The sequence below is a fragment of the Prosthecobacter fusiformis genome (genome assembly GCF_004364345.1).
Classification (GTDB): Bacteria; Verrucomicrobiota; Verrucomicrobiia; order Verrucomicrobiales; family Verrucomicrobiaceae; genus Prosthecobacter; species Prosthecobacter fusiformis.
The window spans coordinates 160,651-174,970 of sequence record NZ_SOCA01000004.1; the positions used below are offsets into that span (position 1 = coordinate 160,651).

Annotated in this window: 2 protein-coding genes; both read left to right on the forward strand. The window is 52.8% G+C overall.

Annotated features, from left to right (window positions below; genetic code table 11):
- Window positions 1–63: 63 nt before the first annotated feature.
- Window positions 64–10,713 carry a choice-of-anchor D domain-containing protein gene (locus EI77_RS13355; protein WP_166647239.1) on the forward strand — a complete coding sequence of 3,550 codons (10,650 nt, stop codon included), beginning with the start codon at window positions 64–66 and terminating at the stop codon, window positions 10,711–10,713.
- 39 nt (window positions 10,714–10,752) lie between these two features.
- Window positions 10,753–14,304, forward strand: coding sequence for a calcium-binding protein (locus EI77_RS23590; RefSeq protein ID WP_133795784.1), 3,552 nt, complete (start codon window positions 10,753–10,755; stop codon window positions 14,302–14,304).
- The last annotated feature ends 16 nt before the right edge of the window (window positions 14,305–14,320 follow it).

Genomic DNA, 14,320 nt, shown 5'->3' on the forward strand with positions numbered 1-14,320 from the left:
ATTTCAGATCCAATGCACAGTGTGATGATCCCCCCCCCCTCCAGACGGATGTGGCAGAGTTTAGTGACCGCTTTCATCCTGGTGTTCTCCACGGCCACGGTTTTTGCCGCACCCAGCATTGCGGTAACCTCCGGCAGCGGCGCTTTTGGCAACGTGCCGATGAACACCACGGCTGATACCACTTATACCATTACGAATAGCGGTGATGCAGTCGCAACCATTACCGGCTTCACTGTGAGTGGGACTGGCTTTGCTTTACAAGGAGCTGCGCCTACTTCGGTTGCCGCCTCCGGCGGTACGGCGACTTTTACAGTCAGATTCAGCCCCACAGCGCGTCAGAGTTACACTGGCAGTGCTGTCATCACAAGTACTGGGTCCACAGGCTCTCCCATCACCGTCAACTTAACAGGGACGGGTGTAGCTCCAGAAATCGAAGTCAGTGAGAATGGAACGGTTATCAATGATGGTGGTTCTGCGGATTTCCCTGATGTGACTCTAAATGGTGGGCCGAATACCGCCAATAGCAGCCTGACATTCACCATTACGAACACTGGGACAGCTCAACTCAATCTTACCGGCACTCCGAAAGTGGTGGTCGGAGGCACTCATGCGAGTGAATTCAGCGTGACCACTCAGCCAGCCGATAATGTGGCCGCGAGCAATGGGACCACCACATTTGCAGTGCAGTTTACGCCTACAGCACGTGGCACACGATCCGCTACACTTAGCATCGCGAACAATGATCCTGATGGCGGAGAGAATCCGTATGTCATTACTGTGAGCGGTGTTGGTGAGGCTCCAGAAATCGCCGTGGAACAGCCTGTAGGAACGGATATTGCCACAGGGGGTACCAATAGCTTTGGCAATGTCGTTGTCGGCTATACCGTCCAGCAAACCTTCACTGTGAAGAATACTGGCAATGCCAATTTGAGCCTGACGGGCAATCCAAGAGTGACGGTGGACGGAGCGCAGGGAACGGAGTTTAAGTTGCTGACTTTTCCTACAGCATCTGTGAGCGGTTCAGGCGGAACTACCACCTTTGTGGTGGAATTCACGCCCGGAGCTCTGGGCACCAGGACTGGTGTATTGCACATCGCGAACAATGATCCAGACGGTACTGAAAATCCATTTAACATCACTCTGACAGGTAATGGGACAGCCCCTCCTTCCGGCACGGATGGATTTGGGTATCGCTTCACCCAAATTTCCCCCAATGCCGTCACGTTGAAATCCACGGATACGGATGTCATTAACGCGGGCGCACTACAGGGGGATGATATTGCCCAGGTCGTGAACTTGGGTTTCAGCTTTTCATTCTATGAAAATGTCTATACAAGCTGTTCGGTTTCGACCAACGGGCTAATCACTTTTTCTGGTGCTTCTACCCGCTATTCGCCAGATGTCACATTTCCAAATGGCAATTCCCCGGACAATTTGATTGCCCCTTTTTGGACGGATTTGCAGACCAAATCTGCGAGTAAAATTCTTTATACCACCAGGGGGGCGGCCCCTAACCGGGTATTCATTCTAGAATTCCAGAATCTGGCGGAATACAACAATAATAATGGCGATGTATCCTTTCAGGTACTGCTTTATGAGGGGAGTAATGCCATTGAATTTCAGTACAAGGGTTTCAGCGGATTTAATACGCCGCGCAGAGCTATCGGTATTGGTATCGAGGATTCGGCACATGTGAATGGTATTGCGATTCCTTTTCCGGGTAATTTTCCCTCCGCTTATAAGTTTAGTCGGCCCGTCATGGTAACGGTGGAAAGTAATTATATACAGCCAGGTGCCAGCACACCTGTCGCTGTGGGATCCCCCACCTTCGGGCTGAATCCTGGAATAGGAACAACAAAAGAAATCTACGAATCCACAAAGCGGTTTGAGGCCCCCAACTACATTTATCTGAGCCGATCCTTTGCAGAGTTGCCCGGGGCAGGTGATGTGAATGATCCGAACCCGAACAACATTGCCTGGTATCGGTTGTCCAACGACGGCTATGCGATCAATGGCCAAACCGTGCAGGGTGCTCGTACTTTTGTGGAAGTCAGCCTCAATCGAGACATGACCTTCGTCTGGCGCTGGGAGCTGGAATATGCCGTGAATGTCAAGTTTACCGGTGTAGGTAGTCCGGTGCCTATCGCTGGTCGTTCCTGGTATAAGATAAATACCCCTTTAACTGCTTCCGTAGACACTCTTGTCGATAGTGAATCCACAGGTGTCCGGTTGAAAACAACAGGCTATCAAATCACCACGTATGGCCCCACTGGACCAGGAACTCCCGAGCAAGTCTTATTTGTCGATAACCCTACCTTAAGTGTAGGTACCCGTGCTACCACTAAACCTCTGACTATTGTCGCACCTTTAGAGCTTGAGTGGTTGGTATCTGGCCAAGTACGTTACCGCTTCAATGCGGTTTCCAACGTGCTCGGACAGTCAGACACTGTTTTCGACGGTCTGCCATTTGTGCGTGTTTATAACCATACATCTACTCCTGTGACGACCTATGGAAGCGGCACGACCACGGATGTCTGGATCAATGTAGGGGCTGACAGACCGAGTAAAGTAGAGGTGGGGGCTTTTTACCGAACCTCTGACGATGCATTTACTCTGACGGATTTCACGGCTCCTCCTGGAGGCGATTTGGCACCGCTGGGCACAGACATTTCTGGCATGACGGACAACCCAATTCCTGAGCGTCCGCCTCTAACCGGCACCCGCAACGCGCGTGTCTATACACTTTCCTGGGGGCCGACAACTCGACCTTGGCCCACTGAAATTCGCTGGGTTTATCAGCCGACTATCTTCCGTGCCGAAGTCCCTCTGGGCATGGCCTTTGACCCTACTCAGACTATCCCCCCCCTCATCAGGACGGTGGCACCGCTGACCAATCGTGTCTTGAGCGATTCAGGTCCGAACGAATCTACCATGGAGCAGGTAGGTGACCTCCCGACGGGCAAGAAGTCTCCTGGGCAGCCACTGCGCTGGGACAAAGTAGATTTTAAACTTTATCCCGTCCATCCCGCCACTCATCGGATCAGTTGGGTCGATAAGAATGACCAGACGAAGAGCTACAAGATCGAAATTGTTAGCGGTTATCCTGGCCAGACAGTAAATCTTACCACTGAACGCGAAATGCAGGACGGGACTCGTGAAGGTTCAGCTCCGACGTATGTGCCGCAGACCACGCTTCCTACGATTGATGTGACAAATCCTGGGGTAGCTTTCCCTGGCGTGGCAGGAAATGCCCATTACAATCACCTGTTTGATACGACAGTCGGTCGGCGGCCACCAACCAAGTTGGACATCAGTTTGACGGATGAGTGGAAATTCCAAGATCTGACTTACACAGATAATGCCACTGATGCCACGGCTAACACTGCGGAAACTGGGGTGCCTTTCAATTCACAAACCGCTGGGCGCAGTGTGATCCTTTACAGTTATCGCCCGAATCCGGACGAGATTGCAGATGGTAATCTGAGCAGGGAGAAACTTGCCGTGCGTGTGATCCGCTCGACACTCATCACTCCGAACAGGATGGTTACTGCCGATGATGCCAAGTTGGTACTTGGCAGGCGTGCACTCGAACTTGGCGGAGGCACCGCAGATAATCGGGGTGCGTTTGGCGTCGTGCAGCCCACAGGCACGACGAGTGTTGGTTTGGGTACGAGTTTCTTGATGGATTTTTGGCTGAATGCCAAAGGCATGCAAGACTCACCCGTCACGATTGCCAATTGCATCACCGATGGTACCGATACCGTGACTTGCTCCAGCACGGCAGGTCTTGTGGCTGGCATGAACATCAGCGGTGCCACCATCGCGACCGGAACCAAAATTGCTTCCGTCACGGATGCGACCACTTTTGTCCTTAGTGAGGTTGCCAGCGATTCTGGAACAGGCCTGTCACTGACCGCCTCTGGCAAACCAGTAACCATCTTGACCACCAAAAATGACAATCTCAAAGTGGTATTGGACCCGACCACTCAAACCATCGCGGTGACTTACTTTGGCGCGACTCTAACCAAAGTGTATCCGACAGCGGGGGCCGCTTGGCGTCATCATGTCATCCATGTCTTTGCAAACCAAGTCTCCAATGGACCTCAGTCCACTGTCGTAGATTATTATGTGGATGGTGTGCGAGACGAAATTGGTTTTGTCACTACCACGCAGAAAAGTCTTATCGACATGGCTTCCTTCGATGTTGGGTCAACATTGACTGCAAACAGCCTGCGATTTGGAGTGGATGCCGATCCCGTCAGCCAGATGCAGATGGATCAGTTCCGTCTGTTCACCAATTTCCCGTTGGGCAGTTCCCCTGCATCTCCTGTGGACCCATGGCTATCTACAGCTGACGTGCATACATTGCGGGCCGTCAGAAGGCTGAGTTCGGGGCTTCGCGCCAAGCTTCCTGAGCTGTGGTTTAATTTCGACAAAGACGCCAAGCTGGGTTCCTCAACGACTTTAGCCAGTGCCTTTGGCAACTCCGGCACTGCCCTAGACATAGCTATCGGCCCGGTGACCAATGACACCACGCAAGTCTATGCAGGAACGCTGGCCCGTGTGGACCTTCAGGAAGTGGCGACACGCCTCGAAAGTACCCTTGATGATGCTGGGTTCAGCGGCAGTGGCTATGTGCTAAATAAAGTCTCAAATTACAATGCGAACATCTACAATCGGGATGCCGAAATCGGTGCCTGGGGTACGATCTTTCCAGTCAATGCTGATCTGGTCTTCACGGAGGCGACCAAGCGCCTTGAAGTGGCTTATTACGAGAATCCATACCGCACGGACCGGTTCTCCCACCCCAATGTGGCCTGGCCGTACGAGGTGGCAGCTTATACTGAGATGAAATTCCCGGCCTTCGGTCCTCATAAGGACAAGGCGATTTATATTGCTAGCCGGATTGGCTCGGAAGGGGTGGACCAGAAGGGTCGCGTCCAGAAGGTGTTCAGTCTCGATCAATATGCCAATTTGACGATCTATAACCAGCCGAATACCGCAGCAGCAGGGTATAACCCAAATGAGGAGCATGCACTGGTAGCCCCTACGGGTCGTGCAGCTTTAAAGCTGAAAAATCTGGGTGAGGACATCGACAATAATCCTCCTCTTGCCGCGTTTGCATTGCAGACAGATCTCAATGCCAAGAGTTCTCCCTATAGCTCCGATCCTTGGGTGCTGGTGCAGGTCAATGATTTGGCAACAGGTGAGCCTGACATGGCCGCCTATCAGGTCTTCAAGACCCGTCCAGGAACCAATGATACAGCCAAAATTGACTTCCCTCGTCCTGCGGACGCCGCAGTCAATGCCGTAGCGGGCCTTGCCTATGAGAGCGCTTCGACCCCAGAAGACCGTTTCCTGACCACGGATAAGACCAAGACATTCAATTTTAAATATGAATTCACCTACAATGCATTTGCGGGTGATCTATTGATCCCACCATACCCATTGAACATCGTCATTGGAAATGTGGCTATGGCCGATGCCCGGGGAAAAAGCATCCAGGTCAATGGCATCAACCAGAGAACGCTCTGGCGCGACGTGAACAAGAATGCCTGGATTGTCTCCGGTAACGGCAAATTCTTCCACCAGTATTTCTACCCTTTCCGGGCTGATTTCTACCTGCCCACAAACTCACCGGTTGGAACTCCTGTGGCATGGCTGCCGGATGCTGAATCTGGTGGCGGCAGAAACTTCACGGGTGTCGGTGCCAACCTCAAACCTGTGAAGGTGGTGTATGACACCTTTTGGCGCTCTGACTATCCGAAGCTCAAGCGCGGAGAGACCGTTACCTACCAAGGTGGCGAATACTTGGCTGAGACACCGGGAGCGAATGGTTTGCCCGCACTCGTGGCCATGAAGGCAACTGAGCTGGTTTATGACAGTGCTATCCCCAGCATGGTGATCGGTGATGCCACCACCAATCGGTATGACTTGAACGATGCTTCGGCACGAATTGTCCGCCCGTTGGACCGTCGTGAGAAGCCTTTCACGGTGGCCAAGATGGGCACCTCCGGGTTTACTCCAGCCGCCGATACAAAGATCTTCATTGTGGCTGAGCGTTGGTTTTTCAAACAGCTCCCCGGATCATTGCAGAAGCGATTCTACTTCGATTCTCTGGCCGAAAAACTCGTGTTCCGTGGTTATCTCAATGACAAAGATAGCGGCAACAAGGATCTCACTGTTGGACCAGATCCGCTCAACATCGTGGAGCCGAACGTCTTGACTAAATCCGACTACACATTGATTCGGGGTCTAGCTTCATCAACCGATTGGACCAGTGCCATCGATGCAATGTATCTGCTTTCCCAGAACCCTCATGAGGCAACGGGTGGCAATACATCGGCCTCCGCCACCATCAAGAATCTCCAAGGTTTAAAGACTAAGCCTACAGACTATCCGGCAGATTTGACAGAGTTCTGGCTTCCGAACTTGTCCGGCCCCGCTGCTTCTCCTTCGCCCACTCTCGTGCCATTGGACAGCTTCGGTGTGGGATCTGCGTTGATTCCAAATGCAAATCTACTGACTAAGACACCGACGGGTTCGTTGTACGTCACCATTGCTGAAAACAACCGGGCCGAGTTGAATGGAGCCCCTGTTAGCCTCCATATCATTGAAATCCTCCCTGACCGTTATCGTGGTGCCATCAAGGTGATTGAAGCGGCAGATGCTTTCAGTGAAAAAATTTCCCTTCAGCATAACGGCGAGTTCGGCGGCAATACCGGTGATCTTTATTATGAATGGTGGATTCGTGACGCGGGCGCATTGGACGATGTCGCCTTGGAAGTATTGGCGAATGGAACCTTGAAGCAATACGACTCCAGCGGGAATACTCTGTGGCAGGAATATCTGCCCAAAGACCGGCTGGAAAATACTTCGCTCACGATTGACGAGAAGCACCACGGGCTGAACTCGATTGTCTTTGAAGGGCGTCCTGATGTGGTACTTGCTGACAAGCTCGTGCTCATGCGCTACCGGCACAAGAATGAGGCCAGTTGGACGTTGGTGCCGTTTGAGGTCGCTAATCGTGTCACGGCCTGGAAACCGGGAACTCCTGCACCATTCCAGTGGGCCGGTGCAGCTAATTCCCCTCAGCTTCAGGCTGATGGTAGCAAGCGCTATATCCCACAGTTGGTGATGGGCTGGGTGAAGCGCATCCTGGACCGCATCAATCCTTACGAGGCCCGTTACACGGACTTCTTCAGCAACGAGAGCCCGGCCACTTACAGCAGCCAGATCCAGATCGCGGGAGCTCCTTATGTCGGCAATGTGGCACTTAACCCTGACAAAAATGTCATTGAAAACACCGGGTTAATTGAACTCTACATGACCGTATTAAATCGAGCCAAATCACTTTCCATCGACAATTCGACCAACGGTGTGGCCAGTGACGGCGTCAAACAGGCCCTTCTGCTGGCTGCTACCCGGCTTTCGGTGCTTTATGAGCTTCTGGCCAGCGAGGCTTACAGTGATGCACAGGATTCGACCATCAATGCAGGAGAAGATGGCTCGATGTTGAGCGTCGCCTCCCATACCCATGCTTTCCAAAACATGGAGGCAGATCTGATGCACGAGGAACTCGCACTGCTGCGAGGCTCTGATTTCCTCAAAAGTTATCCAGTCTATAACCGACTCTTCTGGAACTATGCCAAAGGCCTCGGGGAGGCGGCTTACAATGTTAACTATAACATTTACGACGCGAACTCCGACGGCTTCATCAATGAAAATGACGCGCGCAAACTTTATCCCCAGGGGCATGGGGATGCCTGGGGGCATTACCTCTCCTCTATCGGCATGCACTATACCTTGCTGCAACATCCTGGCTTCAGTTGGAAATCACGCTCGGAGCTTTATTCGCTCATGCAAAACGTCCTTGAGGTCGATTACCTGGATGAGAAGACGTTCGCCCGACTGGCAGCAGGCAAGGCACGCGCAGGACGTGACATTGTCCGGAACACCTACCGGATGAATTACACCCAGAACCCCGATGGCCAGTGGCAGGGCTACACCGATGGTGCGGATCCCGCTCGTGCATGGGGAGTCTCGGAATGGGCGCATCGTGCTGGTCAGGCGGCTTGGTTCGATTGTGCTGTGGCCAATGCCCTGCTCCCTGAGGATTCAGCAGGCAATAACCCGGAAAATCTGGACCGTATTGAGCGTTCGGCCGCCGTTGATGAAATCGGAGAAATCGCGGGTGGTCTTCACGAAATTCAACTCGCCATGGATGAAGCCAATGGCGGTGTCAATCCGCTCGGATTCGACTCTGATGCTTTGACTTTCGACATCGATTTAGGGTCCTATGATCCCGCTGCGGGAGGGGATTCACACTTTGAGCAGGTAGTTTCTCGAGCACAGGATGCCAGTGGCAACGCGCTCGCAGCTCTGGAATTTGCAACACAAGCGAGTAACAAGCTGCGCGCACTCGGGGACGACACAGATTCGTTGATTCAGGAGGCCATGAGCCAGGATCTAGACTTCCGGAATCGCCTCATTGAAATCTTCGGTCGGCCTTATGAAGGCACGATGGGTTTCGGAGAGCCTTACCCTGAAGGTTATGAAGGGCCGGATACTCTCCTCTTTGCTTATCTGGACAAAATCAAGATCGACAAAATCGTTCCACCGATGGCAGGCTCGGATAGCAAGACCATCACCTATCAGATGCTGGTAAGTAAGGCGACTGGATCAGAAGTTATGAATAACTCTGAAATGGTGCGGCTTTATAACAAAATGAATAATAATGGGAAAGAGTTGGCCTTTAGAACCATCCTAAATAGCACTGATAAGTACCGGTTTGGAACGGAAATGAAGGATCTGAGCCTTCCGTATAAGACTGCTTCCAGATATGGCTTTGAAGCATTGGAAGGTTGGGGCCAGCGCACAAGTTATGGTATCTTGCAAACCGCTTTGCATGACATGCTCACTGATGAAATTGAGCTGGATTCTGCCATGGCAGACTACGTTGCCTACCTGAAGGACTTTGAGGAAAAGATTCATCGTCTCCAAAGCGAGCTTGAGATCAATGCACAAAAGGAAGGCAATAAAGATGTCATTGTCGGCATCAGAGCGGGCTTCACTTCAGCCATCGCTGCAATTGATGTCGGTCTTGCCATCGCCAATATTGTTAAGAAGCCTGTCCTTATTACAGCAGAAGCGCTTGAGGCGGCGCTGCCTACGTCGATCGGGTTTTCAAACGACGTTACTTCAGCAGCGCGTGGTGCAGCCGCCGCAGCATCTCATGCTGCCGTTGAGGCCTACGATGCGGTTGATCAGGCTGCTACCATCGCCAAGACAGTTTTAGAACTCGTTCGCGATGAAGTCATTGCCAGGAAAGAACGTGATAATGAACAACTGGATTCCTTGCGTGAACTGGAAGGTATGGTCGAGGATCTACAGGGCCATCTGGGTGGCGAGCGCTCGCTACGCAATGCGATAGGATTGGCTCTTCAGAACCTGGAAGTACACCGCCAGGGCTATATCACCGCACAGGCAGCTGGGTTCCGACTTCTTCGTGAGCGCGAGGCCTTCAACAAGATCCTCGCCGTCAAAGTGCAGAAAAACCGCTACCAGGATATGGTCTTCCGCATGTCACGCACCCAGGCGATCAGCAAATATCAAACGGCCTTCAACAATGCCGCGCGGTACACTTGGTTGGCAGCCCGTGCTTATGACTACGAAACTAGCCTGGATCAAGGCCACCCTGCCGCACCAGGGACGCTTCTAGACAAGATCGTGAAGGAGCGCCAGCTCGGACTTTGGGATGAAGAGGGCGAACCTGCTATCGGTAACGGTGGCTTGGCCGAAATCCTGTCTCAGCTCAAAAGCAATTTCAGTGTGCTGAAAGGCCAGTTGGGAATCAATAACCCCCAGTCTGGAGCTGAGAAAATTTCTCTGCGCAGTGAACTGTTCCGAATCATGGGCTACGACCAGGAAGTGTATGATGCTTTTGATACTCCTGCCGATCAGCGCACCGAAGCTCAAATTGCTTTAGTCAATGACAATCCAGATGCACCTGCCAGCCGGGCCCGGTGGCAGGATACCATCAAGGCACGGATCGTCCCAGACCTGAATCAGATGCCAGAGTTTGTGCGCCATTGCCGACCTGTTGCCTCAGGAGTCCAACCTGGTATCGTCATCCGCTTTCCGACCAGTATTGAGCCTGGGCGTAATTTCTTTGGCTTGCAACTGGCAGCAGGAGATCACAATTATAGTACCGCCAACTTTGCTACCAAGATTCATACCTTTGGTGTGCAGTTGGAGCACTACGCCACCGCGGGATTAGCTACTTCACCCCGTGCTTATCTAGTACCCGTGGGCAACGATTACCTGCGGACATCCACTTCGGCACTGCCCATCACCCGTTCCTGGAGCATTGTGGAACAGCGTATTCCGACGCCTTTCACCATCAATTTGGCCAACCTGTCCTCTCCGAATTACATTCCATCACTCACTGGTGTCGATGGCGTATTCGGGGAACTGCGTCGGCATGGTGATTTCCGTATGTATCACGATGAAGGGGATCCTGAAGCTGGTGATGATGACACTATCACGGCAAGCTCCCGTCTCTTTGGCCGTTCCGCCTGGAACTCGGAGTGGATGTTGATCATCCCCGGGGTCAATCTTCACTATGATCCTAGCACGGGCCTGCAGAAGTTCGCAGATACCGTTTCCGACATTAAGCTCTATTTCCAGACTTACTCACATTCTGGGCAGTAGATGAACCCGCTGCCAAACTTTCTCCGTCAACGCCATCCGATGAGAACCACATTTGCATTTATCTCCGCCGCTGTTCTCGGCGTTCTTTTTGCCACACCCCCTACATCAACACAGGCACAAGGTTTCACCGAATCCGACGCCGTGTTCTTTGGGGAGGTTCGCAAGGCCTCTGGGGGGCAGACATTCCTCCTCCAATCAGGAGAACTGAAGATTACCTTCGTCAATCAGACGAATTCTGCCAACCGCGTGACGTTGACGACAAGTTTGACTCCGACGGGGAATGGGGATTACAAACCCTATTCATACGCATTGAAGGTGCCGCTAGCCTACCTGCCAGAGGCTGGCCGAATGCAGGAATTTTTGTCGATCAACACACTGGCCACGAAGTTCAAGGTTGAGCAGATCACCATTGACGGCATGCCTGCCACACTACCGGATGGCAGCTCGGATTTCTACGTGCTCAATTTTGCGAGCCGCGCCAGCCAATACCGTCTTGATCTGCTTGTTGCTGGAGAGAGCAACAGCACGGCCGAAGATGGAATTCCTGATTGGTGGAAAACACTTTATGGACTGGCTCTCAATGCTAACATTGCCAATGACGATCCAGACGGCGACGGGTGGTCAAACCTTCAGGAGTTCCTCCGCGGTGGCAATCCCAATAAGAGCAACCGCGTCCCGCAGATGGTTACTAGCGAATTCCTTGTGCCAGAGCTGGGCGAAGCTGGCGTTTACATGCAGTTTTTAGATTCAGATACACCAGATGCCCAAATCCAGATCTCGGTGTCCACTCTTGAAAACAGTGGCTTTGAACTCAAGCTGGACGGTGTCCCTCTGGATTCCGAAGGTCCCCAGAATCTCACGTTTGAAGACCTGAAGTCTGGCCGAGTAACAGTCGCTCATGTCAATCGCGCTGAGCGTGAGACCGCAGTTTTTATCCAGTGGAACGACGGTGGGGACATACTCACGGGACAGGTCGCTGTGCGCGCCATGATTCCAAGCACAGAAGATGGTGGCGAGTCCTCTTTGTGGCTGGACGGATACGATCTCCCGGCGGCAGGTTCAAAAATCACGAGTTGGCAGGACCGCTCTGGGCGTGGTCGATCTGCGATGCAGCCTACGCCAGAATTTCAGCCGGTAGTGACGGAACATGCTGCGGATTTTACCACCTCTAAATCAGCACATCTCTTCTTCCAGGACTCAAGCCTGCCTGCGGGTGATCACACGGTTCTGGCTGCCTACCAAGCTGCTGATTCTTCAGATACTGCGCAGACCGTTCTCTCGACCAATCGCGGATTCTTGCAGGTCGCCGCCACATCCCAGGCCATTTCATACCCTGGAGCTCCTGTTTACCAGATGGATGCCACCGCTGTCCGTGGCTATGAAAGCACCTCGGGAGAGATCACCACTTCGATCTTCCGGCGCCAGGCCAATGTGATGCAAAATATCTTTGGCCTCTCCTATGATGGTGAAGGCTCAGGCACCACCTCCATCGAACCTGTTTTGCCAACACTTGGGGCGAGGCGCTCTGCAGTTCCTGCGGATGTGAATCCTGTGGATCAAGCGTTGTATGGCCGGATTCAGGAAGTGCTTGTGTTTCCGACTGCCTTGCCTGAGCAAAAGCTGCGCGGAGTGAATGATTACCTCCAGTCCAAGTGGCGTGGTGCGGTGATCTGGAATTTCAGCACCGAAATGAAAAACGTGACCCTCACAACAGGGCAGGGGAGCAATCAGCGCATCGTTCGCGGTGGTTTCGGCATTGACCAACTCTCCGGCGGTCCTGGCGACGATATCCTCTCAGGTGGTGGCGGTGACGACACGCTGACTGGAGGCCTTGGCAAGGACACTTTCATTTTTGGTGCCATCGACCTGGGACGCGACACCATTTCCGACTTCGATCCTGCTATAGATACCATTGATGTCTCGGCGCTGTTCTGGGGACTGAGCGGGGACGCTCGCCAGTTCATCTCCGTCCGTCAGGAAAGCAATACGATCAATGGCGTGCCATCGCTGGACACAGTTCTCATCGTCCAGCGCCCAGATAGCAGCAAACTGGAGATCGTTTTGCGCCAGAAAGTCATCACGGCCACTCAGTTGATCCCGATGATTGCTGAAGGGCATATCCGTATGGGTGGGCTGAGCATCCCCACAGGTGTGCAACTCGCACTTGCCCCAGGTTCCTCGACCACCCCCCTGGACAAATCCGTGAATGGGACTTTTAAAATCAATGTGACCCGGAGTGGTGTGGGGGTTCCCGCCGCGCTTGACGTGCCTGTGGGCTTTTTCCAGGATGGAGCAGGTGGGCGTTTTGTTGTGGAAGGTGCGACCTCATCTGAAGGTTTAAGGTCTGTTGTAAGCTTTGCACGCGGGGAAACCAGCAAGACGCTCACGGTCCGCCCCTTGCCGGATCTTGATGCGCAGGGACTGTCAACCCTTCAGGTGGCAGTGCTGCCTAACTACAAGTATTCAGTGAATGGAGCTGCCGTGACCCAGGCCATTAACGACAATGCAAAAGTGTGGCTGGAAATCATTCAGCCAAATGCACTGGCCACGCCAGCTCAGCCCGCCCGGGTGCTTGTCCATCGCAACGGCAGCGTGGCTAAAAGTTTGATTGTTGACCTACAGGTGGCAGGCACTGCCGTAAACGGCGTGACCATGACGAAGTTGCCCGCCAGCGTCACTATTCCAGTAGGCAAGACATCTTTTGAACTTCAGGTTTTAGCCCGTGCCGCAGGATTGACTGCAGGTCCTAAGGTTGCGCTCATCAAACTTGCATCTCGGGACCGGTATCTTCTGGGCAACCCCCATGAAGGACTTGTTTATATCGGTAACACCGCACAAGAGACCAACGGTGCTGGCTTTGACCGGTGGTTAGGCTCCGTGAATGGCGGCTCCATGCAAAGCCACCAACTGCTCTCACTTACACCCGCTGCCATGCAAGAGTACGTTCTTGCTTATTCCTTGGGCCTCAACTCGGTTGAGCAACTTAAAAAACATCGAATGCGCTTTGATTTTATCAATTCACGGCCGGAGTTTTCAAACCTTGGTCCGCTGAAAGCCGCCGACCTTCGCTGGACGGTGCAAGCATCGACCGATAAAGTTCAGTGGAGCGACGCCAGCACGACCTTTGCTCAATTGCAGGATACCGGAGGCGTCCGGTTAGTGGGGCCGCCGAAGGGGCTTAGCGAGAAGAGGAAATACTATCGCCTCAGTATGACCATTGATCCTGGTGTGTCGGTAGATACCAGCATGGCGCATATTGCGGATGCAAACCGCTATGGGATGAGTGGTAATGCTTCTTGGGTCACTGATCCGCTGACAGGCGAACTGGTAAGTTCCGGAAGTAAAGCTGGGGAAACCAGCCTTCTTTTGGCTGAAGTTGAGGGCCCTAAAACGATTGATTTCGAAATGGCAGTTTCGGGAGCGGGCAGCAACGATTCCTTGGTGTTCTATATTGATGGTGTTGTGCAATCTCAGACGAGGGGTGCCGTGATCAGAGTCCAACGAAGCTTCACGACCCCTGGCACCCATCTCCTCATGTGGGAATTTAAGCGTGGCACGGGCAATGCATTGATTCGTAATTTTGCTCAGTAGTGCTGCTTTACCTTAG

Bases quoted from the DNA above. Each gene is read 5' to 3' on its own strand.
- EI77_RS23590 (WP_133795784.1), top strand. From the start codon at position 10,753: ATGAGAACCACATTTGCATTTATCTCCGCCGCTGTTCTCGGCGTTCTT.